This is a genomic window from Bacteroides pyogenes (assembly GCF_014196225.1).
In the GTDB taxonomy this organism is placed as follows: Bacteria; Bacteroidota; Bacteroidia; order Bacteroidales; family Bacteroidaceae; genus Bacteroides; species Bacteroides pyogenes_A.
On sequence record NZ_JACIDI010000010.1, the window covers coordinates 100454 to 126236 of the forward strand.

At 46.3% G+C, this 25783-nt stretch carries 22 protein-coding genes; 11 read left to right on the forward strand and 11 right to left on the reverse strand.

From position 1 onward, the window contains the following. Positions 1 to 79: 79 nt before the first annotated feature. Both cobM and cbiD read left to right on the forward strand, forming a co-directional pair. A complete protein-coding gene (cobM, locus tag GGR07_RS08465; protein ID WP_021645320.1) occupies positions 80 to 1909 on the forward strand; it encodes a precorrin-4 C(11)-methyltransferase in 1830 nt (609 codons plus the stop codon). After that, complete coding sequence (gene cbiD / locus GGR07_RS08470; protein WP_021645321.1) at positions 1906 to 3714, forward strand: cobalt-precorrin-5B (C(1))-methyltransferase CbiD; 1809 nt, start codon at positions 1906 to 1908, stop codon at positions 3712 to 3714. The genes cobM and cbiD overlap by 4 nt, the downstream gene beginning before the upstream one ends. A 13-nt stretch (positions 3715 to 3727) precedes the next feature. On the opposite strand, the gene GGR07_RS08475 is transcribed toward cbiD, so the two are convergent. After that, positions 3728 to 4618 (reverse strand): helix-turn-helix domain-containing protein, encoded by an 891-nt coding sequence (locus GGR07_RS08475; protein ID WP_021645322.1) that lies wholly within the window; start codon positions 4616 to 4618, stop codon positions 3728 to 3730. 307 nt (positions 4619 to 4925) lie between these two features. On the opposite strand from GGR07_RS08475, the gene GGR07_RS08480 reads away from it, so the two are divergent. Next, positions 4926 to 5528, forward strand: coding sequence for a nitroreductase family protein (locus tag GGR07_RS08480; protein ID WP_021645323.1), 603 nt, complete (start codon positions 4926 to 4928; stop codon positions 5526 to 5528). An 11-nt stretch (positions 5529 to 5539) separates the two neighbouring features. Further along, on the forward strand, positions 5540 to 6409 hold the full coding sequence (locus GGR07_RS08485) for a pirin family protein (protein ID WP_021645324.1): 870 nt from the start codon (positions 5540 to 5542) through the stop codon (positions 6407 to 6409). 223 nt (positions 6410 to 6632) lie between these two features. Here GGR07_RS08485 and GGR07_RS08490 read toward each other — a convergent pair whose 3' ends face one another. From GGR07_RS08490 to GGR07_RS08505, 4 genes are all read right to left on the reverse strand, one after another. Continuing rightward, positions 6633 to 7079, reverse strand: a complete 447-nt coding sequence (locus GGR07_RS08490; RefSeq protein WP_021645325.1) for a copper resistance protein NlpE — start codon at positions 7077 to 7079, stop codon at positions 6633 to 6635. A gap of 117 nt (positions 7080 to 7196) precedes the next feature. Then, the gene (locus GGR07_RS08495; RefSeq protein WP_021645326.1) at positions 7197 to 8264 is read right to left on the reverse strand and encodes an ABC transporter ATP-binding protein; all 1068 of its coding nucleotides are present in this window, start codon (positions 8262 to 8264) and stop codon (positions 7197 to 7199) included. A 27-nt stretch (positions 8265 to 8291) separates the two neighbouring features. Next, positions 8292 to 9332, reverse strand: coding sequence for a FecCD family ABC transporter permease (locus tag GGR07_RS08500; protein WP_027324995.1), 1041 nt, complete (start codon positions 9330 to 9332; stop codon positions 8292 to 8294). 10 nt (positions 9333 to 9342) lie between these two features. Continuing rightward, positions 9343 to 10533 carry an ABC transporter substrate-binding protein gene (locus tag GGR07_RS08505; RefSeq protein WP_021645329.1) on the reverse strand — a complete coding sequence of 397 codons (1191 nt, stop codon included), beginning with the start codon at positions 10531 to 10533 and terminating at the stop codon, positions 9343 to 9345. 245 nt (positions 10534 to 10778) lie between these two features. Between GGR07_RS08505 and lysS the strand changes: the two genes are divergently transcribed. Genes lysS through GGR07_RS08520 form a run of 3 tightly spaced genes read left to right on the forward strand, consistent with a single transcriptional unit; the run spans position 10779 to position 14923 of the window. Next, complete coding sequence (gene lysS, locus GGR07_RS08510) at positions 10779 to 12506, forward strand: lysine--tRNA ligase (protein WP_021645330.1); 1728 nt, start codon at positions 10779 to 10781, stop codon at positions 12504 to 12506. A gap of 47 nt (positions 12507 to 12553) precedes the next feature. Then, positions 12554 to 13549 (forward strand): NAD(P)H-dependent glycerol-3-phosphate dehydrogenase, encoded by a 996-nt coding sequence (locus tag GGR07_RS08515; protein WP_021645331.1) that lies wholly within the window; start codon positions 12554 to 12556, stop codon positions 13547 to 13549. A 36-nt stretch (positions 13550 to 13585) separates the two neighbouring features. Beyond that, entirely contained in the window at positions 13586 to 14923 is a 1338-nt protein-coding gene (locus GGR07_RS08520) for a glucose-6-phosphate isomerase (protein WP_021645332.1), read from the forward strand. A gap of 697 nt (positions 14924 to 15620) precedes the next feature. Here the strand turns inward: GGR07_RS08520 and GGR07_RS08525 are convergent. Then, the gene (locus GGR07_RS08525) at positions 15621 to 16106 is read right to left on the reverse strand and encodes a DUF5035 family protein (RefSeq protein ID WP_021645334.1); all 486 of its coding nucleotides are present in this window, start codon (positions 16104 to 16106) and stop codon (positions 15621 to 15623) included. Positions 16107 to 16331: 225 nt separating this feature from the next. Between GGR07_RS08525 and GGR07_RS08530 the strand changes: the two genes are divergently transcribed. The 4 genes from GGR07_RS08530 (at position 16332) to GGR07_RS08545 (ending at position 20071) form a co-directional block, all read left to right on the forward strand. Next, positions 16332 to 17102, forward strand: coding sequence for a hypothetical protein (locus GGR07_RS08530; RefSeq protein WP_231381866.1), 771 nt, complete (start codon positions 16332 to 16334; stop codon positions 17100 to 17102). A gap of 40 nt (positions 17103 to 17142) precedes the next feature. Beyond that, positions 17143 to 17817 carry an HAD family hydrolase gene (locus GGR07_RS08535; RefSeq protein ID WP_021645336.1) on the forward strand — a complete coding sequence of 225 codons (675 nt, stop codon included), beginning with the start codon at positions 17143 to 17145 and terminating at the stop codon, positions 17815 to 17817. Between the two features lie 327 nt (positions 17818 to 18144). Further along, positions 18145 to 19275, forward strand: coding sequence for a PCMD domain-containing protein (locus GGR07_RS08540; RefSeq protein ID WP_122056485.1), 1131 nt, complete (start codon positions 18145 to 18147; stop codon positions 19273 to 19275). 13 nt (positions 19276 to 19288) lie between these two features. Continuing rightward, positions 19289 to 20071 (forward strand): porin family protein, encoded by a 783-nt coding sequence (locus tag GGR07_RS08545; protein WP_034543366.1) that lies wholly within the window; start codon positions 19289 to 19291, stop codon positions 20069 to 20071. A 210-nt stretch (positions 20072 to 20281) separates the two neighbouring features. On the opposite strand, the gene GGR07_RS08550 is transcribed toward GGR07_RS08545, so the two are convergent. The 5 genes from GGR07_RS08550 to GGR07_RS08570 all read right to left on the reverse strand — a co-directional run bounded on the left by GGR07_RS08550 (position 20282) and on the right by GGR07_RS08570 (position 25110). Continuing rightward, the gene (locus GGR07_RS08550) at positions 20282 to 21811 is read right to left on the reverse strand and encodes a PCMD domain-containing protein (RefSeq protein WP_034543355.1); all 1530 of its coding nucleotides are present in this window, start codon (positions 21809 to 21811) and stop codon (positions 20282 to 20284) included. A gap of 155 nt (positions 21812 to 21966) precedes the next feature. Continuing rightward, positions 21967 to 22767: a hypothetical protein gene (locus GGR07_RS08555; protein ID WP_034543357.1), complete on the reverse strand. Its 801-nt coding sequence runs from the start codon at positions 22765 to 22767 to the stop codon at positions 21967 to 21969. Positions 22768 to 22778: 11 nt separating this feature from the next. Further along, entirely contained in the window at positions 22779 to 23147 is a 369-nt protein-coding gene (locus tag GGR07_RS08560; RefSeq protein WP_034543359.1) for a GntR family transcriptional regulator, read from the reverse strand. 266 nt (positions 23148 to 23413) lie between these two features. Then, positions 23414 to 24259, reverse strand: coding sequence for a hypothetical protein (locus GGR07_RS08565; protein ID WP_034543361.1), 846 nt, complete (start codon positions 24257 to 24259; stop codon positions 23414 to 23416). Beyond that, positions 24256 to 25110, reverse strand: a complete 855-nt coding sequence (locus GGR07_RS08570; RefSeq protein WP_021645344.1) for an ABC transporter ATP-binding protein — start codon at positions 25108 to 25110, stop codon at positions 24256 to 24258. Before GGR07_RS08570 ends, GGR07_RS08565 begins: the two co-directional genes overlap by 4 nt. Positions 25111 to 25783: the final 673 nt, after the last annotated feature.

A 25783-nucleotide genomic window follows, 5' to 3' on the forward strand; every position in this document is an offset into this window, starting at 1 on the left:
GAACGACCTGTGTCAAAACTAATTATTATTGTATTTTTGCAGGACTACATATTCTCATTGATAACGAATCAGCATTAGAATGAAAAAGAGTATCCGAACAGCCATTGTCGTTATTTCCGAAGCGGGACTTCCCGTAGCCGAAACAATCCGGAGAGAACTGGGCGATTCTGTCATATATATTAAAGGAGAAGTGGAAGGGTGCGAGCCGGTGAGTTCGTACAGCGGCTTCATGAAGGCGCATTTCGCCGACTTCAAATCGATCGTGTTCGTCGGAGCATTGGGTATCTGCGTAAGAAGCATCGCCGACTGCATACGGAATAAGTATGCCGACCCGGCGGTAATCAATGTGGACAGCACGGGGCGCTTCGTTATTCCCGTTCTTTCGGGACATATCGGCGGCGGCAACGAACTGGCGCGTATCATTGCCGGCATAACGGGCGGTGAGGCTGTGGTAACCACCCAAAGCGACAATCAGGACTTGTGGGCATTGGATATGTTGGCTTCGCGCTACGGATGGAAAACCTCTGCCACTCCTGCCGAGATGAACCGGGCGATCTTCCGTTTCGTGGGCAAGCAAAAGACTGCCCTGCTGTTGGAATGTAAGGACAAGGGAACCGATGAACTCGAACGTACCTGTCCGGAACACGTAGATATCTATTATCAGTATGAAAAGATACCGCCTACCGGATACGAACTGCTGATTTCGGTAGGTCCCCGGGAGCGAACATCAACCGTTCCTGTCCTTTGTTTCTATCCGCAGGTGCTGCATATCGGGGCAGGATGCAGGAAAGACTGTTCGCCCGCAGGCGTCGGTTCGTTCGTGAAAGAGACATTGCGGAAAAACGGGCTTTCGCCATTGGCGGTAAAAAGCGTATCGACTATCGAGTTGAAAAAGGATGAGCCGCTGATAGCCGAACTTCATAAAGAGTTTGCCGGCAGCGAGCTGGCCATCTACCGGGCAGAAGAACTGGCGGGAATCGAAGTGCCTCATCCGTCGGATAAGGTCTATGAGGTGACCGGAGTGTACGGAGTGGCGGAAAGTTGCGCCATCCACGCTTCGGAGGGCGGCAGGCTACTGATTGGGAAACAGAAAGGTGTGCTTTCTGAAGGCAACCATTTTACGTTTGCCGTGGCTCTCTCGGCAGCAAACGACCGCAATAACGGGCACATCGAAATAGTAGGAGCCGGACCGGGAGACCCGGAACTCATATCGGTTCGGGGAAAGAAAATGCTCGAAAAGGCAGACCTTATTTTATATGCCGGCAGTCTGGTGCCCCGCGAACTGACACAATATGCCAAGCCCGGAGCTACGGTACGCAGCTCCGCCGACATGACACTGGAAGAACAATTCGACCTGATGAAGAAATTCTACGATCAGGGGAAATTCGTTGTCCGCCTGCATACCGGAGACCCGTGCATATACGGTGCTATCGCCGAACAAATGGCTTTCTTCGACCAATACGGAATGAATTACCACATCACTCCCGGCATCTCTTCTTTCCAAGCTGCGGCTGCTGCACTGCGTTCGCAATTCACCATTCCCGAGAAGGTGCAAAGCATCATCCTCACCCGGGGAGAAGGCAGAACACCGATGCCTGAAAAAGAAAAACTGCATCTGCTAGCACGCTCGCAAAGCACGATGTGCATCTACCTCAGCGCCGCCATTGCAGAACAGGTTCAAGAAGAATTGTTACAGGCTTATCCGCCCGAAACACCGGTGGCAGCCTGCTACAAGTTGACGTGGAAAGAGGAAAAGATATACCGGGGACAGTTGAAAGACCTCGCCCGGATTGTGAAAGAGAATCATCTGACGCTCACGACCCTGCTGGTTGTGGGAAATGCCATCGACCACAGGGAAGGGCTTTCACGGCTTTATTCGCATGAATTTAAACACTTGTTCCGCCCATGATACTGATATTCGGAGGAACAACGGAAGGACGAATCGCCGCCGAAACAGTCGACGAAGCGGAACAACCATTCTTTTATTCCACACGTGGAACGCTTCAGGAAGTCGAAGGACGGAACATGGTACGGCTCACCGGGGAAATGAATCGGGAGGAAATCACATCGTTTTGCAGGGAACACCGCATTCGCCTGATTGTAGACGCCGCGCATCCGTTTGCCGCGCAACTGCATGCCAATATTGACGGTGCGGCGAAAGACACAGACATCCAAGTCGTACGTCTCGAACGTCTTTATCCTCAATTGCCGGAAGACATCATCCGGTGTGAAAGCTTCGACGAGGCGATTCTGCGGATGAAGCGTGACGGAATAAAGAAACTGCTGGCGCTCACAGGCACGCAGACCATCGGCAAGCTGAAACCTTTCTGGCAGGAAAACGACTGCATCTTCCGCATTCTTCGCAGGGACGAATCGGTAGAAACGGCTCTCCGGGAGGGATTCCCCAAAGAAAAGCTGGTTTTCTACCAACCCGAAGAAAGCGAAGAGAAGATACTCGAAGAGACAAATCCGCAAGCCATCATCACCAAAGAGAGCGGTCGGTCGGGAAGATTCGTCGAGAAGATAGAAGCTGCCGCTAAAGCCGGCGTAAAAATATATGTGGTGAAACGTCCGCCAATGTCGGAGAGTTTCATCACCGTCACCGGCAAACACGGATTGCGGCGGGCCATCGAGCAGCGTGTACCCGGTTTCTATCCGTTACGCAGCGGACTCACGACGGGAACATGCGCGACAGCGGCATCGAAAGCGGCGGCGCTCGCCCTGATAGACGAAGTTTTCCCAAAGGAAGCGGAAGTGACCTTGCCGGATGGAGAGCGGATTTCAGTTGCCATCGATCGCGTAGAAAAGACAGATGCGCAGACGGCCCGGGCAGAAGTCGTAAAGGATGCGGGCGATGATCCCGACGTCACGCACGGGCACCGGATTATATCCACCGTGAGCTTCTCCGACGAACCGGGTATTCATTTCCTTCAAGGAAAAGGAGTCGGCAGGGTGACGCTTCCCGGATTGGGACTGCCTGTCGGTGAGCCTGCCATCAACGTGACTCCCCGCAACATGATTGCCGGCGAACTGACGGCCATCTACGGAGGAGGACTCGATGTGACAATCAGCGTCCCCGATGGCGAAGAGCTTGCCAAAAGGACCTTCAATCCCAAATTGGGCATTGTGGGAGGCATTTCCATTATCGGAACATCGGGCATAGTCCGCCCGTTCTCATCGGAAGCATTCGTGGATGCCATCCGCCGCGAAGTGGAAGTAGCCAAAGCCATCGGTGCGGAACGACTGGTAATCAATTCGGGAGCCAAAAGCGAGAAGCACGTAAAAGCGATTTACCCCGATCTTCCCCCGCAAGCGTTCGTGCATTACGGAAACTTTATCGGCGAAACGCTGAAAATAGCCGAAGATACGGGCTTTCAAAAGGTAAGCATGGGCATTATGATCGGGAAAGCCGTGAAGCTGGCGGAGGGACATTTGGATACGCACAGCAAGAAAGTGGTGATGAACAAGGAGTTTCTGAGAAAGACAGCCTTGGAAGCGAGGTGTTCGTCCGCCACTATGGACTTGATCCGGGATATGACTTTAGCACGCGAACTTTGGAACATCCCTGTGCCCGAAGAGAAGGATTCATTCTTCAATAAGATTGTAGCCTTGTGCACTCGCCACTGCCAATCTATTCTCCCCCATGCCGAACTTACATTGCTTTTGATTGACGAAGATGGAAAAGTTTTTAATAAAAAAGTCTCTTCCCAATAAGGGAGCAGACTGCTTATGCGATTGACTTCTTCACATTCCTGTTTCTATACTCTTTCGGAGAAAGCCCTGACAAGCGCTTGAAAAATTTACTAAAGGAAGCCTGATCGTTAAAGCCCAATGTATATGTAATATTTTGTATGTCGGCACTGGAACAAGAAAGCATCTTCTTTGCATCTGAATAAAGGAGTTCGGATATGTGATCATAAACAGTCTGCCCGGTTTCCTCTCTAATCACTCTGGACAAATAAGCTCCTGATATAGCAAGGCGTTCGGCATAAAAAGATATTCTGTGTTCTTGCCGGTAATACTCAAACAGCAGTTTTTTAAACTCATTACAAATAATATTTCGCTGAGAAACGGAAGGATAAGCATCTTCAATGCTCAATAAGAGCATGTCTCCTACATACAACATAAAGGAATCACACAAATGACGGTAAATTCCTTCTTTATGAGAAACATCCTCATCGGGAGAATCATGAAAAAGCCCTATTATCTTTCGCAAATAATCGGCTATATTATCTTTCAGATGTAATGGGAAAGAAGATTTGGAAGTAAATTCACACAATTTACCGTACAAATATTGGCTTGAAGACAAGCTATAGAAAAAAGAAGAATCGAGCATGAGGCAAAACATCGAATAATCGCCGCTAAAGTTCTTAATACTCATTTCCTGTACAGGAGATACGGATATTAAATCATTCTTACCTATTACTGCGGTATTATTCTGCAGATCGCAAAGAGTAGCATTTCCTTCCGATACCAATAAAAAGAAAAATCCTCCCTTACATGTCATTTCCTGCGGAAGTTCTCTATCCTGACCGTGGATACAACCAACATACAATAACTTATCGAGTATACAACTGTCTTCTTTTTGTTTCAGATATTGGTCTAAATGAACATTCATAACATCTTAATATCACAATCATTACACAAAAGTAACATTCTGTTTCGTATTAAACAAATCTCTGCACGTATTTTACAATAGAGCATAAAAATAAATACGTACCTTTGCGTCACGAAAGTTTAGCATCTCATATGATCAAATATTTTCATTAGAAGTATCGATAAAAAGACATTCTATAGTCTGCGTGATGAAAAATATTTCAGCCTATATCGTAGAGAAGCAGGCTTTTGAATAACAAGTATTATAAACATCTGCTGAATGAGAGATATTGAAATCTCAGGTTGAGCTAAAATTAATCATTATAACTATGGAAAGAAATTTTAAAGAAGCGCTAAAGCACCGGAGAAGTTATTATCACATTACAAACACTTCTCCCATCTCTGACGCAGAGATCAAAGAAATAATCGATTGCGCGGTAACCAACGTACCCTCCGCTTTTAATTCGCAATCTACACGCATCGTGCTGTTGCTTGGGGAAAATCATAAGAAATTATGGAATATTACCAAAGAGATATTGAAAAAGATTGTGCCTGAAACCTCTTTTCCGGCTACAGAAGCTAAAATAGACGGAAGCTTTAGAAGCGGATACGGAACAATTCTCTTTTTTGAAGATAAGAGCGTCATAGAACATTTGCAAAACTCTTTCCCTTCATACAAAGATAGATTCCCGATCTGGTCGCAACATACATCCGGAATGCATCAGTTAGCTATTTGGAGCATGTTGGAAGACAAAGGTTTAGGGGCCTCTCTACAACATTACAATCCATTGATCGACGAGGCCGTACAGAAAGAATGGGGAATTTCTTCCACATGGGAATTGATTGCCCAAATGCCTTTCGGCACTCCGACGGAACAACCCGGTGAAAAAGAAATTAAACCGCTTGAGCATCGCATCCTTGTTTTTAAATAAATAAGTATACAATGAAGAAAAGAAAAGTAAACCAAATAGTAAGAGGACAACAATCCATTGATGGCGCAGGCGTACGCTTGCGCCGAGTTTTGGGCCAACAGACCATACAGGCATTCGACCCGTTTCTAATGCTTGACGGCTTCGACTCTACAAATCCGGAAGATTATATAAAAGGTTTCCCGTGGCATCCTCACAGAGGAATGGAAACCGTAACCTACCTCATCAACGGCTCGATGGAGCATAGCGACAGTTTAGGGAATAAGGGAATCATCCACGATATGGGATGTCAGTGGATGACGGCCGGTTCGGGAATCATTCACCAAGAGATGCCTTTTTCATCTCCAAGAATGCTTGGATGTCAACTTTGGATAAATTTGCCGGCTAAAGATAAAATGGCTCCCCCTGCATACAGGGAAATCAAAAAAGAAGATATCAACGTAGTAAAGGAAGAAAACGCGACCGTCAGAATAGTTTCGGGAAGCTATCGAGGGAATCACAGTTCGTTTGAAGGAGAATACATCAAAGTAACTTATCTGGATGTAGAGCTTTCGGCCGGAAGCGTATGGACGTATGGGGAAATTCCGAACGATCATACACTGTTTATATATTTATTGGATGGAACACTTGCCGCCGACGAGAAGTTGAAAGATTTCGAAAAGAAAGGTTGCGCCGTACTGTTCAGAGCTTCAGAATCAGAAGAGAGCGAAAACGAACCGATACAGGTCAAAGCCGGAGATGAAGGAGCACGTTTTGTATTATTGGCAGCCAAACCTCTGCGCGAAACTGTCAGCTGGGGAGGACCTATTGTGATGAATACGAAAGAAGAAGTGCTTGACGCTTTTCAGGAACTAAAAAACAACAGCTTCATTAAACACAAGTAGATCCTCAGCATCAGTATTAATTCATAGTGTCACTCAAATTACGTAAACGCCATCAGCCGTAATCTCAAATCCATTCCCGGAGCATATCGGATAAGGCTATATACTACAAGAGAACGGTATCCATAATAATTGGGGAGTTTTCGCTTTTCACATTAGCGAAAACTCCCCAATTTATGTTTGATAAGGCAATACAGCAAAACGAATCACCTCGTCAATCTTTCAGTTATTGTTTCTTCAGGATATAGTGCTCGGCCAATTCACCGTCGTTAAGCGTACCTTCTTTATCAGACAAGGCAACCGCATTTTCAAGCACTTTGTAATAAGTTTTATCGCCTGAAGAAGGAGTAACCAATTCAATCACATTTCCTTCAAGCAGATTGAAAGTTCCGCTTTCTTCAAACACGCCGTCTTTCTTTTCCAGATACTCGCTACGCAAATCATAAGTAGTATCGTCATTGATCTTCAGCGTAGTCTTGATTCCCGGACAATCCGCACAAGGTAATGTTCCTTCATACGTACCTGCGATATCAGCTACTTTCACTACGGTTTGCGCATCGGTAACTACAACAACACTGTCTTGCTGTGAAGCGTCGGTTTTCTTTTGTGAACCGGTACAACTTGCCATTGCGAACACAACGGCTCCTGCCAAAATTAATTTCATTGCTTTCATAATAATCTTTCTTTTAAAAACGTAATGTGGCAAAGATAACAAATAATAGGCAACCCTTGTTGATAAAAACGTCAAATTATCTAAAATCTGTATAACAAATAAGCTGCAAACCCTTGACTACAAAGCCTCATACGATTCTTTCCGGGAAAAAGAATCACTATTTTCCTCTAAGTCGAAATATGCCGTAACCAACGACAGCAGCCCTTCAATATCGGAAGCCCTGCGCGCTTCTCCACGGGGATAATGCAACACATATCCGTCGGTCTGAAGGTTTCCCGTTTCGATGTAAGCGGAAGATTCCACTTCACGTCCGGCAAGAATTCCGTTGCGCTGCAAGGCTTTCCGCACCATCGCATATTTTTGTCCGTATCCCACAAGATGCATTTTCCCGGAATATTCGTTATCGATACGGAAAAGGCCTGTATTCCGGTCGAACAAAATACCTTTGCGGGAAAAGAAATTACTCAATGTCCCGTTCAGCGAAAGGTCTTCGGGAGTTCCCACCTTTACACCGCTCTCTTTGTCCATCATCCAAACTTTATCCGCTATCTGCAAAGCAAGTTCCAGATCGTGTGTGCTCATAAAAATCGTCTTGCCCGTTTCGCGCGACAGCCGATGAAGCAACTGCATCATCTCCACCTTGCTTGGAAAATCGAGAAAAGCCGTCGGCTCATCGAGAAAGATGACCGGAGTTTCCTGAGCCAGCGCTTTGGCAATCATCACCTTCTGTTTCTCACCGTCGCTCAGCGTATGCATCATCCGATAGGTCAAAGCCTCGATTCCCACACCGGCAATGGCAGCGGCCACAATCTCCTTATCGCCTTTTTTCAGCGTTCCCCAAAAGCCAGTGTACGGACTCCGTCCCAAAGCCACCATCTCTTCAACCGTCATATTGCGCAAATCGCACTTTTCGGTAAGCACCACACTGATCACTTTTGCCATCTCTTCGTCCGAATACTCCCCGATTTTCTTTCCCATAATCTCAATGTCTCCCGACAGTTTAGGGAGAAAACCCGATAACGTATGCAGCAGCGTAGACTTTCCCGCCCCGTTGGCCCCCAACAGGCAAGTCAGTTCTCCACGCTCGATAACGGCGTCGATGTTTCGGGCAACCACGTGAGTCCGGTGTTTTCCCACATAGCCGGTGCTCAACTTCCTGATGACAATTGTTTCATTTCCCTGCATATCTTGATTCGTCTATTTAAACACTCTTTATTCATTGATTTCTCCCTTATGACGGCGGAATAGTACCGACACCACCACCGGCGCGCCGACAAGAGCCGTCACGGAGTTTACGGGCAACGCCCCCTCGAAGCCCGGCATACGCGCAATCAGGTTGCACAAAAGCGCCATTGCCGCACCTACCAGCAACGAAGCGGGCATCAGGATACGGTGGTCGGAAGTGCGGAACAACGTGCGGCAAAGGTGAGGAACAGCCAGACCGAGAAAGATAATCGGGCCGCAATAAGCGGTAACGATAGCCACCAACGCTCCCGAACATGAGATAACCAACAGACGGGCACGCTTGATGTTCAGTCCGAGGCTTCGGGCATAGCTGTCGCCCAACAGCAATAAGTTCAGTGTCTTTATCAAAAGAAAAGAGAGCGGCAGCAACACCGCCATCGTGATTACGAACGGGAAAAGCTGTCCTCCGGAAATACGGGCAAAACTCCCCAGCCCCCAGATCACATAAGCCCGTATATCCTCCTCGACACTGAAATACTTCAGTACCCCGATCACCGCATTCGCCACATAGCCTATCATCACTCCGATGATAAGCAGCGTGACATTTCCTTTCACCTTCTGCGAAGCAAAAGCGATAAGCGCCATGATAGCCAATGCTCCGGCGATGGCGGCAATGGTCAGCGCCAATTCGCCTATCAGTCCCAGCCGGCTCAAAGCAACCCCTCCCAAGCTGCCGGAAAGCAGCACCACAAACGCCACACCCATGCTGGCGCCGGAGCTGATGCCCAGAACGGAAGGACCTGCCAACGGATTCTTAAAAACCGTTTGCATCTGCAATCCGCTCACGGAAAGCCCGGCTCCCGCCACCAATGCCGTAATGGCCTGCGGCATCCTCGACTTCCGGATAATATTCGACCAGATCAGATTCGATTCGTCTCCCAACAAGCAAATATCCCATACCGAGCGGAACGGAATAGAGACCGAGCCTAATACCAGATTCAAGAAGAAGAGGAACAAAATCACCGCCGCCAACAACAGCATCAACAGCCATACGGGAGTCTTTCTCATGCTTTCTTTATTATTTTAGCAATTCGTAATACACAGGAGAATAGTCCGGCAAAAGCTCCGGATGAAACACTTTGATAAAATCCTTCAGCAGCACTTCGGGATGTGTGGGAGCTTCTTCGTAATAAGGTCTTTCTTTCAGGTTGCAATAGATTACCCCCTTTTTCTTAAAAGCTTGGAAGTCGGCATAGCGAGCGTCTTCTCCCTTCAGGGCATCGTACGTAAATGTTCCGTTATAGCTGTTCAGAATACGCCAGTAGTCGGCATTTGCCGCACTGCTGTATACGGTTTCGAAATCGAATGTCACCCCTCCTGTATTCGGGTCGTCTTTCAGGAAATAATCGGCTCCCGCATCACGGAAAAGCTGAGCCAGAAAATTCCGTCCGCCTACGGCATACCAGTTGCCTCCACGCAGTTCGCCGCTAAAGACGACCGGTTTCCGCTCTACCCTTTCGGCAAGCGATTTCAGGCGATTGTATTCCGCCTGGATAGAGTCGAAAAGAAGATTAGCCTTTTGCTCTTCGCCGATGAGCAGTCCTATGAATTTAATCCACTCCGCCTGCCCCAAAGGAGAATTTTCCTTATATCCGAGATGGGGAATGAGCGGAATGCCTACCTCTTTCAACGCATCGTATCCTCCTCGCTTGAAAGGAGAAATCAGAATCAGGTCCGGATTCACTTCCATAATGACCTCGCTGTCAAAATTCCCCTCGATCCCTATCTGTCGGATTTTCTTTTCTTTCAGCCGGGCTCTGACTTCGTTGTTAAATAAATGGCGGGTGCTTGTAATCCCCACCACATGCTCCAGCGCATCGAGTTTGATGAAATTGGAAAGCTGGAGGGAAGTCATGCAGATTACATTCCCGACAGGCGTGGGTTGCATGACATAATCGGCAGGCAAATCGGCATTTTTTTTAAAAGCCTCTCTGTCTCTGACAAAGGCATACCTGTAAACCTCGCCCTTTCCTTTTTCTTTCTGCGGATCCTGAATCGTGACCAGACATCCTCCCTCTACATACTCTACACTAAAGCCTTCGGCATATTGGGGAACGATCATTGCAGTCGAATCGAACGCAACAGACGTTCCACCGTTGGCAACCGCCTGTCTTTTCCCTTTCGAGACACATGAAAAAAGAAGTAATGACAGGCAAACCAGCAGTAACCAAGCTTTGTTTCCCGTACGAATAAGATGATATACATTCATAGCTCTATACCCAAAAAAGTTACGGATTGCCGGAGTCCGACATCATCCGGTAGACGATGCGGACAAAGATACATTTTTTTCGTGTTTTTTCATCAATCTGTTCCGCTTATCGAATAAAATCGTAAAACAAGATTGCCTGAAGAGTAAAGCAAACGACATCCGCCGCACAAAAATGAAAGGGCAATACAATATATATAAGAAAAGTTTCGTATTTTTGCCGGATAATAGAGTTAATACATAACAAGATGAATATATTAGAACTAAGTGAACAGGAAATCATCCGGCGTAACAGCCTGAATGAACTCCGCTCCATGGGCATCGACCCCTATCCCGCCGCAGAGTATGTAACCAACGCTTTCTCCACAGATATAAAAGCCGAATTTAAAGACGACGACGAACCCCGCCAGGTATCCATAGCCGGACGTATCATGAGCCGCCGCATCATGGGAAAGGCCTCGTTCATCGAGCTTCAAGATTCCAAAGGCCGCATTCAGGTGTATATCACCCGCGACGACATTTGTCCGGAAGAAAACAAAGAGCTGTACAATACCGTGTTCAAACGCCTGCTCGACTTGGGCGATTTCATCGGTATCGAAGGTTTCGTATTCCGCACGCAGATGGGCGAAATCAGTGTTCATGCACAAAAACTTACCGTATTGGCCAAATCGATCAAACCGCTGCCGAGCGTAAAATACAAAGACGGTGTGGCATACGACTCTTTCGAAGATCCTGAACTCCGTTACCGCCAGCGTTATGTCGACCTGGCCGTGAACGAAGGCATCAAAGATATATTTGTCAAACGTACCAAAGTGTACAACTCCATGCGCGAGTATTTCAACTCGAAAGGTTATCTCGAAGTGGAAACACCGGTTTTGCAACCGATTCCCGGCGGAGCGGCGGCACGCCCGTTCACTACGCACCACAATGCATTGGATATTCCGCTCTATCTGCGTATCGCCAACGAGTTGTACCTCAAGCGTCTCATCGTAGGCGGATTCGAAGGTGTATACGAATTCTCCAAGAACTTCCGCAACGAAGGAATGGACCGTACGCACAACCCTGAGTTTACGGCGATGGAGGTGTATGTGGCCTACAAAGACTACAACTGGATGATGGAATTTACCGAAAACATGGTGGATAAGATTTGCATGGACGTAAACGGAACGCACGAAGTAAAGGTGGGCGACAACATCATCAACTTCAAAGCTCCTTACAAGCGTGTAACGATGCTCGACTCCATCAAGGAGTTTACCGGCTACGACCTGGCAGGGAAAAGCGAAGAAGAGATTCGCGAGATCTGCAAGAAGCTGAACCTCGAAACAGACGAAACAATGGGTAAAGGCAAACTGATCGACGAGATATTCGGCGAGTTTTGTGAAGGCAACTACATACAGCCGACATTCATCACCGACTATCCGGTAGAGATGTCGCCGCTGACCAAGCGCCACCGCAGCAATCCCGAACTGACTGAACGTTTCGAACTGATGGTAAACGGCAAGGAATTGGCAAACGCATACTCGGAACTGAACGACCCGATCGACCAGTTGGAACGTTTCCAAGACCAGCTTCGCCTGAGCGAAAAGGGAGACGACGAAGCCATGTTCATCGATATGGACTTTGTACGTGCGCTGGAATACGGAATGCCGCCCACTTCGGGCATGGGCATCGGCATGGACCGTCTGGTGATGCTGATGACGGGACAAACAGCCATTCAGGAAGTATTGTTCTTCCCGCAGATGCGTCCGGAGAGGGTGGTGAAAAAAGATGCAGCCGCCAAGTATATGGAACTGGGCATTCCGGAAGCGTGGGTTCCTGTGATTCAGAAAGCAGGATACAACCTCGTGGAAGACATGAAAGATGTGAACCCGCAGAAATTGCATCAGGATATTTGCGGAATCAATAAAAAGTACAAATTGGAATTAGCTGCCCCAAGCGTGAACGACGTGACCGAATGGGTAGGAAAAATCAATTAATATCATAAGAGAGTTAGAAGATAACTCTTTACTTATTTAGTTAGTTTATGAAATTACCCGGTAAGATAGCGATAATGGGCGGCGGAAGTTGGGCTACGGCCATCGCGAAGATGTGTCTGGCACAATCCGATTCGATAAGCTGGTACATGAGGCGTGACGACCGCATCGCCGAGTTCAAGCGGCTGGGACACAACCCTGCCTACCTGACAGGCGTGAAATTCGACACGAAGCGCATCGCGTTCAGCTCCAACATCAACGAGATTGTGAAAGAATCGGATACGTTGATTTTCGTTACCCCCTCTCCTTATCTGAAAGCTCACTTGAAGAAACTGAGAACAAAGATCAGGGACAAGTTTATCATCACCGCTATCAAAGGAATCGTACCCGACGACAATATCATCGTATCGGAATACTTCACGAAAGAGTATGGCGTGCCGCCGGAAAACATCGCCGTACTGGCAGGCCCTTGCCATGCCGAAGAAGTAGCGTTGGAACGCTTGTCGTACCTCACCGTCGCCTGTCCGGATAAGAACAAAGCGCGCGTTTTTGCCCAGCGACTGGGAAGCAGCTTCATCAAAACGTCTGTAAGCGACGACGTATGCGGCATCGAATACAGTTCGGTGCTGAAAAACGTATATGCCATCGCGGCGGGCATTTGCAGCGGGCTGAAGTACGGCGACAACTTTCAGGCAGTGCTTATCTCGAACGCCATACAAGAGATGAACCGGTTCCTCAATACGGTACATCCGCTGAACAGAAACGTGAATGAGTCCGTTTACTTAGGAGACCTGCTGGTGACGGGGTATTCCAACTTCAGCCGCAACCGCACGTTCGGAACGATGATCGGAAAGGGGTATTCGGTGAAAAGCGCCCAAATCGAGATGGAGATGATAGCCGAAGGATATTACGGAACAAAATGTATCAAAGAGATCAACAAACATTATCATGTGAACATGCCGATACTCGATGCGGTATACAACATCTTATACGAACGCATCTCACCCATGATCGAGATCAAATTGCTGACCGACTCGTTCAGATAAAACTTATACATTTGTCAACTTAAACATTATATAGATATGATTAGCTTGAACATTGAAAAGACTTTTGGATTTATCTCCAAAGAGAAAGTTTCTGCCTACGAGAGCGAGGTAAAAGCTGCACAAAGAATGTTAGAAGACGGAACCGGAAAAGGAAACGACTTCTTGGGATGGCTGCATCTGCCTTCTTCTATCGGCAAAGCACATTTGGCCGACTTGAAAGCTACAGCGAAAGTGCTGAGAGAAAATTGCGAAGTAGTTGTAGTAGCGGGTATCGGCGGAAGCTATCTGGGCGCTCGCGCCGTAATCGAAGCGCTGTCGAACAGCTTCGTCTGGTTGCAGGAAAAGAAAGAAAATCCGGTCATCATCTACGCCGGACATAACATCAGCGAAGACTATCTGTACGAACTTACCGAATATCTGAAAGACAAGAAGTTCGGTGTAATCAATATCTCCAAATCGGGAACAACTACCGAAACCGCCCTTGCTTTCCGCCTGCTGAAAAAGCAATGCGAAGACCAGCGGGGCAAAGAAACGGCGAAGAAGGTCATCGTTGCCGTTACGGATGCCAAGAAAGGCGCGGCACGCGTCACGGCAGATAAAGAAGGATACAAGACGTTCGTTATCCCCGACAATGTTGGCGGACGTTTCTCTGTGCTTACTCCGGTAGGTTTGCTGCCCATCGCGGTAGCCGGATTCGACATCGAGCAACTGGTTGCCGGCGCTGCCAATATGGAGAAAGCATGCGGAGCGGATGTTCCGTTCGCAGAAAACCCCGCAGCGGTTTATGCCGCCACACGCAACGAGCTGTATAAAAACGGAAAGAAAATCGAGATTCTCGTGAACTTCTGCCCCAAACTGCATTACGTGAGCGAATGGTGGAAACAGCTTTACGGAGAATCGGAAGGGAAAGAGAACAAAGGAATTTTCCCCGCATCGGTTGACTTCTCCACCGACCTGCACTCTATGGGACAATGGATTCAGGAAGGCGAACGTTCGATCTTCGAAACTGTGATTTCGGTAGATAAAGTAAACCATAAACTGGCAGTGCCTTCGGACGAAGCCAATCTCGACGGACTGAACTTCCTTGCCGGAAAACGGGTGGACGAAGTGAACAAGATGGCGGAGCTGGGCACTCAGTTGGCTCATGTAGACGGCGGTGTACCCAATATGCGCATCGTTCTTCCCGAACTGAGCGAATATAACATCGGCGGGCTGCTTTATTTCTTCGAAAAAGCATGCGGCATCAGCGGTTACCTGCTGGGTGTGAACCCGTTCAACCAGCCGGGTGTGGAGGCGTACAAGAAGAATATGTTCGCCTTGCTGAACAAGCCGGGATACGAAGAGGAATCGAAGGCGATTCAGGCGCGACTGTAATCAGCTCCCGGACGCTCTTCTGCAAGAAGACTGCCGCAGCAAACGCAAAGCCGTTCATCGCTGTACGGCAGACTTGCCGAGTATGCGCCGAAACCGTTCGGCAGGCTGACTATCAGGCGGCTTATGTAGCATAAGGTTTGTCCTTGCTTCCCGAATTACAGCGGAATATTCGAAGGTGATTAGCAGGTGTTTCTCCGGGAATCACGTTTCCGGTTCAGAAAGCGGAGGTTGGTTCCAATCTGAAAGCAAATACCATTCCCACCGACCTTCTCAATGAGCAGAAACACCGACAGTAACTCAACTCAAAAGGACGTACCGTTTCCATCTGTAGAAACAGAAGTGGAAACGGTACGTCCTTTTATCATTACCCTATCCCGTACACTTTCAAAGAGCTTCGCACCGGTGCGGTACGCCGACACTGCGGCCGTTTTGCAGCATTCCGGCAGAACGTATGCCCCGACAGTCTCATGCGAGCCGGACTGTTACCAAATGCTTTGCTGCATTAAAGCAGAGCATATGCCACGACAATTCCATGCGAACCGGACTGTTGCCAAATACTTGGCTGCATTAAAGCAGAGCATATGCCCCGACAGTTCCATGCGAGCCAAACTGTTGCCAAATCCTTTACAGCATTCCGGCAGAGCGTCCGGCAGACGTTCCCCAATCTTTTGTGAAGTCTTACGGAAAGAAAACACCCTTATTCTTCCGCTTTTGTTTTCAAGCCGAGCACTTCCTTCGTCCCTTCGCAGTCGGCTTTCGAAGAAAGATAGAAAAATAATTTCACATCGCCTTCCTCATCCACTTTCTTGATGGTAGCCTGAACCGAAACGGTGGTATGCGTCACTCCGTCTATAAAACGCAATTGTCCTTTTTCCTCATCGGTCAGTTCGCCTGTGACAGAGACCTCCCTTTCCTTATAATGCAATACGGTATTCACTTCATCGTCGCTCTGCAACATAAAAGTCTTGAGCTCGGCCCCATTCCCGTCGAGCAAAAGAAGAGCATCGATTTTATCGCCCGCTTTCAATGCCGGCAGTTCATCCATACAGCCGGAATAGTTCCTCTCTTCAACACCTTTTCCTCTGTCTACACGTACCTTTTCCACCTTAATAATAGGGCTTTTGTCATTCTGAGAGCAAGCTACCTGAAGCAACAGGAGCAGGAATAATAATAGTTTCTTCATAAGAGTGCCAAGTTTATAATGTCGCAAAAATACATATTATATGCAAACCTGCAAACAATAGGAAACTTATCTGTTAGTTGGCACTCATGATACAATTATCTGTATTTGTTACTTTTTTCCTCATTTTTTATTACTACTTTTGTTCATCATTTCCAAACAACAACATTATAAAAATTAAAAACACACCGAGTTATGCAAAATCTTTCAAAAAAGTTAAACAAGGTTATGATACTATGCGCCTTGTTATCGACAATGGGAATAATGAGCAGTTGCCAAAAAGCCAAACTCAAGACATTGGTTGAAATCACGAACAAGCAATGTCCGATGAGTCTGGGAGGAGTAGGAGAAGTTACAAGGGTCACTTATGATGGCGACAACCTTGTCTACACTTTCTCGATGAACGAAGAGATAACAAACATCGATGTACTGAAAGAAAACCCTGAAAGTATAAAATCGTCCATCGCAACCCTGTTACAAGACCCTTCACCAAGCGTGAGAGAAATGCTTGATCTTGTAATCAAATGCAAATCGGGTATTCAATTTATATATACAGGAAAGAGTTCCGGAAAAGAAGTGAGATTCGGAATTACTTCAGATGAATTGAAGGATATAATGAACAAGAAGGTCGATACGGCGAAAAGCGATCTGGAAAAACTTGAGGCACAAATAAAAATGGCGAACATGCAGTTTCCGTTGCAAGCCAGCGAGGAAGTGACGATCGAGGAAGTGTCGCTCAGCGATGAATCGGTTGTGTACACTTGTCGCGTCAATGAAAAGTTGTGTGACATTGCGGCACTTGCCGACAGAAAGGAGACTGTGAAAAAGGAAATAGCCGAAGTTTTGTCCGACAAGTCGGACACAGCGATGGAGCTATTCATTAAGTATTGCCTGAATTGTAACAAAAACATCGTTTACAAATATGTCGGCGACCAATCCGACAAACAATGCGACGTAGTGTTCTCTGTTTCCGAACTGAAAGAATTTTTACAGCACTAACGAAGGAACAATAAGACAATACACACATTTACTTCTGCAAATGAAGGAAAAACTGAAAGCCGTCCTGTTCGACATGGACGGCGTACTTTTCAACTCCATGCCTTATCATGCCGAGGCATGGCACAAAACAATGAAGGCGCGCGGGCTCGACCTCAGCCGCGAAGAAGCGTACATGCACGAAGGAAGAACCGGAGCGGCAACCATCAACATCGTATTCCAACGCGAATTGGGCAGAGAGGCCACACCCGAAGAAATAGAGAGTATCTACAAAGAAAAAAGCTTCCGGTTCAACTCATACGCGGAGGCCGAACGGATGCCCGGCGCTTGGGAACTTCTTCAGAAGATAAAAAAAGAAGAACTTACGCCGATGGTAGTCACCGGCTCCGGGCAACTCTCGTTGTTGCAACGTCTGGAGCAGAATTTCCCCGGCATGTTTCGCAAAGAATTGATGGTAACGGCATTCGATGTCAAGTACGGGAAACCCGACCCCGAGCCCTATCTGATGGCTTTGAAGAAAGGCGGAATAGAAGCCGGCGAAGCCGTCGTAATAGAAAACGCGCCTCTGGGAGTAGAAGCCGGACATCGGGCGGGAATCTTCACAATCGCCGTAAATACGGGCCCGCTGGACGACCGGATATTGCTCGATGCGGGAGCCGACTTGCTGTTTCCTTCGATGGAAGCCCTTTGCGAAAAATGGGAGCAATTGTTTCGCTAACTCCCTTGCTCCCGCCTCACCTCGCCCGACATACTTTCTTCGTTTTCAAACAATGAATAGTTTCGTTAGTTTCCCACCGTTGAAACAAAAGTTTCCCACTGGGGAAACTTTATTTTCCCCGTATGGAAACTTTTGTTTCCCCAGTGGGAAACTTTTCTCTTTCGCCATGCTTGCCATACCGGCTTACAATGTGCCGAAACCGATACAGCATGGTTGTTTTTCTCGAATAAGCAGCTATTTTGGCATATCTTCTCAAAAATAAGCGTAACTTTGCAGCCTCATTCCTAACGAAATAGAGAAGTAAAAATATAATTTAAAGAAAAGAGTATGAAAGCAAAACAGTTGGCTATGTATGCCTTGATTCCATTAATCGCGGCATCGTGCATACAGGATGAGGCATTGAACTCGGAAGCGGCTATCGACGCCTGCATTGGCAACGATGTACAATTGGTTGACATCAATGCCGACTCAAAAGTAATCAATATATACGTACACAAGGCAGCCGACCTGTCGAAACAAAACTTGAAGTTTGTCTATCCGCAGGGCGCCACTCTGAAAGTAGATAAGAGGGAACGGGGCGATACGGAAAAAACGTACGATTTCAGCACCCCTCCCCATTCACGAAACTTTACGGTCACCTCGGAGGACGGGAAGTGGCAACCGACCTACAAAGTCAATGTGATTCCTGCGGAATTGCCGACCTCCTATCATTTTGAAAAATTAATCGTCTCTGCCGACACGCCATACGACATCTTTTATGAGTTCGATCGGGGAACCTCACAGGAAATCTCCAAAGTATTGCAATGGTCGAGCGGGAATCCGGGATATAAACTCACGGGAATGCCGAGTACGAACACAGATTACCCGACACAACAAACGGCTCACGGATACAAAGGAAAAGCTGTTAAATTAATCACTTGCGATACGGGCAGCCTCGGCGCAACAGTAGGCATGCACATTGCCGCAGGCAGTCTGTTCATCGGAGCCTTCGAACCGGGCAGCGCATTGAGAGCTCCCCGCAAAGCGACAAAGTTCGGCTACCAATTCTACAAACGCCCGCTGGAGTTACGCGGATATTACAAATATAAAGCCGGCGAAGTATACACCGAAAACGGGAAGCCTAAAAGCGGCATCAAAGACAAATGCGATATGTATGCCGTCATGTACGAAGCCGGAAATAATTCATTTACGCTCGACGGCGACAATGTCTTTACATCCGACAAGCTGGTGATGAAAGCGCAAATCGACCCCAAAGACATTATTGAATCGGAAGAGTGGACGGCATTCAACTTACCTTTCAAACCTGTCAAAGGGAGAGACCTTGATATGAAGAAATTAAAGGAAGGAAAATACAAAATCAGCATCGTGCTCTCTTCGAGCGCAGACGGAGCTTACTTCAAAGGAGCTGTGGGGAGCACGCTTTACGTAGACGAAATGGAACTTATCTGTGACAAATAAAAAGACAAAAGAAATGAAAAAACATACCTCCACCGGCATCATCACGGCATTGCTGCTGATGATTGCCTTTACCGCAAAAGCCCAAGAAGACAGAACCAGAGGAATCATATGGGCATCGCTCCACGGATGGGAATATGAGATGAAAGCGGGATTCAGCATCGGAGGAACCTCTCCTCTTCCTCTGCCCGAAGAAATACGCAAAATAGACAGCTATGCGCCGGGAATGTCAATTTCCATCGAGGGGAACGCTACCAAATGGTTTAACAACGAATGGGGATTGACGGTAGGAGCACGACTGGAAAACAAAACCATGACTACCGAAGCCACCGTAAAAAACTACGGAATGAAAGTGATCAATACGAGTGGCGGAGAGCTGGAAGGGCTTTGGACAGGCGGTGTGAAAACACAGGTGAAGAACTCATACCTTAGCTTTCCGGTTGTTGCCAACTACAAAATAAGCAAACGTTGGAAGGTTTCGGCAGGTCCCTACATCTCTTACCTCATCGAAAGGAACTTCTCCGGACATGTATATGAGGGACATCTTCGCACTCCCGACCAGACCGGTTCGCGGGTAGACTTCAGTGGCGAAAGCATCGCAACCTACAACTTCTCCGAAGATCTTCGCAAATTCCAATGGGGAATGCAGTTGGGAGGCGAATGGAAAGCTTTCAGGCACCTGAATGTTTACGCAGACCTCACGTGGGGATTGAATGACATCTTCAAGAAAGAATTCGACACCATTACATTTGCCATGTATCCCATCTATCTGAATGTAGGGTTCGGGTATGCGTTTTAATACTTTATCAATAAAAAAGAAGGTACGTCAAAACTCAATTTTTGAAAAGATGAACTTTTAATTTGAAGTTTGAGCATCCTAAGAGACTAAAGAAAGGGTCGTATCATTATTACTCAAAACTGAGCTTGATACGACCCTTTCAGGTATTATAGTTGCAATTTGTAACTTTTAGGAGTAGTCATTTTGTTTTGACACCCCCTTCTATATGCGTCATTCTACAATCAATTCAAAATCGTCTACCATCAAAGTACTTCCCGGAGCTCCGCTATATTTATCTCCGTTCTTACTTGAAGAACAAATAATCGCAAAACGATACTTGGCTGTGGAGTCATATTGCTTTTTATAATCAAACTTCAAATCAAAAGACTTCCAATCCGCTTGATTGCCTCCTTCCAAAGAAGCGATGGCGACAACTCTATCGGAGGTGTATATATTATCCTCTCCGGAAGCGCCTGTGAGGCAGTCGCTCAGGTCTGCCTGATATTCGTCCGTCACATACAACACTGCCTTAATAGCAAATTCATCTGTAACCCCCGGCTTTTTGACGGGTTTATTGGGCACAGTTCCTTCTGCAGAATAATACTCTTCGCCCGCTGTATACTTGTACCAACCCTTCAGAGACTTAGGCTTTTTATCGAAAGGAATACCGAATTTCGTGCTTTTCAAAGGATTAAAAATATCTAAACGAAATTCGCCCAAGAACAAAGATCCGGTTGTTACTTTAGGAGTTGCAGGGAATCCCAAGAATCCTGCTGCACCTTTTGTATCCACTGTCTCCATTTTTGCTGCCGATTTACCGGAATGCGCATCATCTGTTTGAGTAACCACATACTTCTTCGCCTTATCGAAAATTAAAGAGACTCCTGCATTGCTGGAACTCCATCCTGCCGGTGCATAATATGTTTTATCACCTTCGCCGCCGGCTTTCATCCAAGTTTCAAAATCGTTTTTCAACTGAAACAAAGGAGTAGAAACGTTATACTTCTTTACAGTACCATCTTCTGCCGTCAGCGTATAGGTCACAATCTTACCATTTGAGAAATCTTGTTCTTCGGAAGGATTCGGAACGATCTCCGTCCTGTCAGAGAAAGTGATCGTCGGAGTCATTTTTTCCAGTTTATTCTGCTTCGTTCCATCCTGAACACGGAAGAAAATCGTGCCGGATACCTCATCAATAATAGGCTGCTGAGTGATAAAATCGTATTTCTTATCGAAGGTAAACGATAAAATCTTCGCTTCGGAGCTCTCGTTTCCGATCAGCCGTTCACCTTCATAGTCCACTTTCACTTTCAGCGGTTGTCCGCCGACAACATCCACGTCGATAACCATATCGACACTGCCTTTGCCAACAGTGCCCGACACGGAGGCGTTGCATTTTCCTACCACGAGGTTCAGGCTCTGGCTTCCTGTGAACGAATAGATATCGCCTTTCTGGCGCAACTCGCATTTATCCACCGAAATATCTCCAATAAGCATATCCGCTCCGCCCACACGGATAGAGAAGTTTTTCAGCTCCAGCTTTATTGCACTGTCTGAAGCTTTCGTGATATAGACTTTCTGCACCAAATCATCAGCCACAGGCTCGGGCACACCCACAATATACACATCCATCTTTCCCTTATACGCACCGGCAATCTCTTTTTCCACCGGATACTTTATTTCATTATCATCGCTGCCACAAGCAGTGAAAAGACTCATTGAGCAAATCAATGCCAATAAACAAAATAGATTTTTTCTCATAACAATACATGTTTAATTACTAATACCAAATGCTTCTTGTCGCTGCAGATAAAACGAACAAAGTTTTTTCCGCCAAACAAAAACTCTGCAAAGTAAGCAATTAACTCTCACCCCTGCAAGGCCTATCCTTTATTTTATATATTCTGTTTTTCAGTTTATGGCATTATCTCGACGACAGAGGGTTCGCACAGTTTCACAGACAATTCCGAATCGGCATTCTTCGGAATCCAGAATAACCGCCGACACTCCCCTTTTTGCAAATACACGCTATTCCCGGTTCCGGTGAGATGCTCTTCTTCAATGCGGCAATGAGCTGTATCGACAGACCAATTACCCACTTTATCCAGATCGAGGTATAAACATTGTATATCTCCGCTTCGGAAATCGGCCTTGTAAGCCTTCAACACGTTCAGCGAAGCGATACGGCACGAATCTACCGCAACTTCACAGTTGGCAAAAACGGCAAGTGAGTCTTGCGCCAGATGTTTCAAGCCTAAATTGGTTCCTTCGATGCCGCAAGTCACGGTTTCTATCTTCGATGCCGCCTTCAGCGTCCAGACACCCGGATCGATCTTTGCATAGCGTCTCTGCGCCATTCCGGCAGGCAGCTTATCCAAAGTGTAGTCGAAATAAATTTTCAGTGTATCGTTCTCTACCTTCACATCCAGATGCTCAAACGCGTCCGAAGGAGCCGAAAATGTGTTACGCCCGTCTGTAGCGGAGGTAACCGCCAACGGCAAGTTTTCAATATAAACGGCATACCTGTCCGATTCCATAACAGGCCGGGAAATAACTATGTGCCTGAAAGAAGGAAGTTCTTTCATCTTCTCCCCTCCACTTAAAAGCACATTCGAAGATGTCGAAGTCCCCGTAGAAAAAACAGCCAGCATTCCGCCTGTCAAAACAAGGAATCCGATAATCAAAGCACCAATCAATATATAAGTTGTACGTTTCATTTTTATCCTTTTTACAATGGTTTCTTACTAAATTCCTGATACATGTCGACAATCTCTTCGATCGAAATACCCAACACCTTTATCTGCCGGAAAAAATGGGTAAGCTCTTCTTCCAGAAATACTTTTTTCCGTAACGACAGAATCAGGCTTCTGGCATCTGCCGCCACGAAAAAACCGATCCCCCGTTTGTTATAAACAATATTCCGGCTCTGAAGATAGTCGTATGAACGCATCACCGTATTAGCGTTTACTTCCACCATCGCAGCATACTCTCTGACAGAAGGAATGCGTTCTTCGGGCATATATTGCTCCAAAAGGATCTCGTCGCAGATCCTATCGGCTATCTGCAAATAAATTGCTTTACTTTCTTTGAAATTCATAATTCTTCTTTTTGACGGCCCACGCAAATGGCACACATACATGGAAAGGCATTCGGGAGGAGCCGCTCGTTTCTTTTACATCTGCTATCTCCGACACAAAAGAGTATATACAATTGTGTGGCAGATCGCTCGTTTCTTCTACATTTGCTATCTCCGACACAAAAGAGTATATATACAATTGTGTGGCAGATCGCTCGTTTTTTCTACATTCGCTATCTCCGACACAAAAGAGTATATACAATTGTGTGGCAGATCGCTCGTTTTTTCTACATTCGCTGAATGATCTCCGACTCTTTGAATCGGAAATAACCGAGCACCCAATTGAAAAGCGCTCCCAATACAGCCAATACAGAAAACAATGCAGACCTCTCGGCATCCGTCCACAGGGACAAGGGTGTATCATAATGCAACGTCGGGTCGGAGAACATATCGATTAAGAGAATAATGGTTCCGAAATAAAGAAAAGCAATGATGGAGCCACTCGCAAAAGTTTTCAGAAACGAGTTTTTGGGCCATATCACGCTGCCCAGTACAAACAGAGACTGCACGTATAGGTAGAGCGCAAATATAAATATCAACATATGCATTTTCCGAAAGACAAAAACGTAATGCACGCTTGTCCTGTCCACCCATCCCGTCAGCGGGAAGGCCTCTATTGTTTCTATCTTCGGATAGGAAAACCTGTAAATGATCACCCGGGTGTAATCTGCGAGTTTAAAAGCTATGAGAAATAGAAAAAGAAATACGACGGTCGATACCAGCCAACGGGAGAAATATTTTTCGAAAGAAGTGGCAGGAATCATCAATGAAGACAAACGGCTCGCCTTGCTTTTCATGTTTTCCATAGTAAAGGATGCGCTCAATGCGCCGAATCCGAACAAGAACCATAAAAACGCCAATGCTACAAATTCCCAAACCGGATCTGTTTTGGTGTATTGGATGGAATAGGATTTATAGTTGTGATAAACGATATATCCGTACCAAACCAGAATGACAGTCATCACTCCATAAAGAACAAGCAAACGCAAAAGGTTCGCTCTCCAATCTTCCACCATATTTTTACGGCAAAGATTCGTAAACCGCGACAAGTTGAAAAAAGTATTCTTCATTATCTTTCATTCGTTTGAGGGTGAAACAATCGGTTTATTTGATCCGGCTTAGCCAGCGTAGCATTAAAAAGTAATTCGAGATTCAGTTCCGAAGATTCTGCGTTTTCGTTGGGCAGCATCAGCAAATTTCCCTGCAAAGAGGGAACGGCGTAAATAGCCTCTTTTAAAAGTGTCCGGTCATCACTCTCGACAAACCGCAGCCTGTCGGTGATACTCACAGTCGATTCATCCAACAACACCTTGCTGTTGTCCATTATCAATACATGATCCAATATCTTATCTATATCGCGCACTTGATGAGTAGAGATCACAATTGTCTTATCTTCCGACATCCCGGCAGCTATAAACTTGCGAAACTGGCTTTTGCCGGGAATATCCAACCCATTGGTAGGTTCGTCCATCAGCATCAGAGAGGTGTTTGCTGCCAAAGCAAAGCTCATAAAGACTTTCTTTTTCTGTCCCATCGAAAGAGCCCCGAGGTCGACATCGATATCCATCTCGAAAAAATGCAGATATTTCAGCATATCTTCCTTACTGAATCGGGGATAGAACGGGCTGTTCAGCTCTACATAGCTGAACAGCGACACCGGAGGAAGTTCAAATTCTTCGGGCACCAGAAACATGTCCTGCAATGTCATGGGCAATCGTCTACGCACATTGACGTTACGATAAAGTACTCTTCCGTTTTTAGGAGTCAGAAGTCCGGCTATCAGATGAAGAAGGGTGGATTTTCCTGCTCCATTCTTTCCTAACAATCCGTACACCCGGCCTTTCTCCAAGAAAAGAGAGAAGTCGCATAGCACTTCCTGCTTCGACTTCCGATAGGCAAATGATAAATTCTCAACTGAAATCATAGGTTCTTCGAATTATATATTTAGCATTTATGTGTATTAATAAACTAATACACTACAAAAATACTAATCATTTCGAAAAAAACAAAGAAACAGAGAAGAAATTATCAATATTGAGCAATGAAAATTAAAAATCCAATTTATGGTGCATTGACAAGGTAAATACTTTTTATTGCAAAAACCTCAATGACTTGAAAGAATTACAAAGCAACCGACATAATCATCGATATCGTACATGATTGCCTGCTCCCTAAAGAACAAGAAAGAATCAGGATACCAGATGCTGCCCCAAGTGGTCAATGAGGTAAATGCAACAAGGAAAAATATAAAACAACTTTCTGGGACAAATCAGGCATATGACATCAATCATTGCTTCGAGGAAAGCTTTCAGAGGCCAGTATCGCGATGTTTCTGGATCACCAGAATTCCTGTTAAGTTCATCAAAACTTTACGCATGAAAAAGAAAGTGCGGACCACAGACTCCTCACGCTGATCGAAGTTATCAGCCCTGCGAAAAACAAGGTAGCAATACATCCTGTCCTTAAAAATGGTAGTGTCCTAAAAGAAAAGGCACCCCCCAAAAAAACAAGATTCCCCTCTCTTCCTTTTGAAGGGAAAAGAGGGGAATACAAGCAAAAAAAGGCGGCGACCTACTCTCCCACTGTGACGCAGTACC

What these genes read in the sequence shown, in the direction of transcription:
- cobM (WP_021645320.1), top strand. Translation starts at nt 80, where the DNA reads ATGAAAAAGAGTATCCGAACAGCCATTGTCGTTATTTCCGAAGCGGGA.
- cbiD (WP_021645321.1), top strand. Translation starts at nt 1,906, where the DNA reads ATGATACTGATATTCGGAGGAACAACGGAAGGACGAATCGCCGCCGAA.
- GGR07_RS08475 (WP_021645322.1), bottom strand. Translation starts at nt 4,618, where the DNA reads ATGAATGTTCATTTAGACCAATATCTGAAACAAAAAGAAGACAGTTGT.
- GGR07_RS08480 (WP_021645323.1), top strand. Translation starts at nt 4,926, where the DNA reads ATGGAAAGAAATTTTAAAGAAGCGCTAAAGCACCGGAGAAGTTATTAT.
- GGR07_RS08485 (WP_021645324.1), top strand. Translation starts at nt 5,540, where the DNA reads ATGAAGAAAAGAAAAGTAAACCAAATAGTAAGAGGACAACAATCCATT.
- GGR07_RS08490 (WP_021645325.1), bottom strand. Translation starts at nt 7,079, where the DNA reads ATGAAAGCAATGAAATTAATTTTGGCAGGAGCCGTTGTGTTCGCAATG.
- GGR07_RS08495 (WP_021645326.1), bottom strand. Translation starts at nt 8,264, where the DNA reads ATGCAGGGAAATGAAACAATTGTCATCAGGAAGTTGAGCACCGGCTAT.
- GGR07_RS08500 (WP_027324995.1), bottom strand. Translation starts at nt 9,332, where the DNA reads ATGAGAAAGACTCCCGTATGGCTGTTGATGCTGTTGTTGGCGGCGGTG.
- GGR07_RS08505 (WP_021645329.1), bottom strand. Translation starts at nt 10,533, where the DNA reads ATGAATGTATATCATCTTATTCGTACGGGAAACAAAGCTTGGTTACTG.
- lysS (WP_021645330.1), top strand. Translation starts at nt 10,779, where the DNA reads ATGAATATATTAGAACTAAGTGAACAGGAAATCATCCGGCGTAACAGC.
- GGR07_RS08515 (WP_021645331.1), top strand. Translation starts at nt 12,554, where the DNA reads ATGAAATTACCCGGTAAGATAGCGATAATGGGCGGCGGAAGTTGGGCT.
- GGR07_RS08520 (WP_021645332.1), top strand. Translation starts at nt 13,586, where the DNA reads ATGATTAGCTTGAACATTGAAAAGACTTTTGGATTTATCTCCAAAGAG.
- GGR07_RS08525 (WP_021645334.1), bottom strand. Translation starts at nt 16,106, where the DNA reads ATGAAGAAACTATTATTATTCCTGCTCCTGTTGCTTCAGGTAGCTTGC.
- GGR07_RS08530 (WP_231381866.1), top strand. Translation starts at nt 16,332, where the DNA reads ATGATACTATGCGCCTTGTTATCGACAATGGGAATAATGAGCAGTTGC.
- GGR07_RS08535 (WP_021645336.1), top strand. Translation starts at nt 17,143, where the DNA reads ATGAAGGAAAAACTGAAAGCCGTCCTGTTCGACATGGACGGCGTACTT.
- GGR07_RS08540 (WP_122056485.1), top strand. Translation starts at nt 18,145, where the DNA reads ATGAAAGCAAAACAGTTGGCTATGTATGCCTTGATTCCATTAATCGCG.
- GGR07_RS08545 (WP_034543366.1), top strand. Translation starts at nt 19,289, where the DNA reads ATGAAAAAACATACCTCCACCGGCATCATCACGGCATTGCTGCTGATG.
- GGR07_RS08550 (WP_034543355.1), bottom strand. Translation starts at nt 21,811, where the DNA reads ATGAGAAAAAATCTATTTTGTTTATTGGCATTGATTTGCTCAATGAGT.
- GGR07_RS08555 (WP_034543357.1), bottom strand. Translation starts at nt 22,767, where the DNA reads ATGAAACGTACAACTTATATATTGATTGGTGCTTTGATTATCGGATTC.
- GGR07_RS08560 (WP_034543359.1), bottom strand. Translation starts at nt 23,147, where the DNA reads ATGAATTTCAAAGAAAGTAAAGCAATTTATTTGCAGATAGCCGATAGG.
- GGR07_RS08570 (WP_021645344.1), bottom strand. Translation starts at nt 25,110, where the DNA reads ATGATTTCAGTTGAGAATTTATCATTTGCCTATCGGAAGTCGAAGCAG.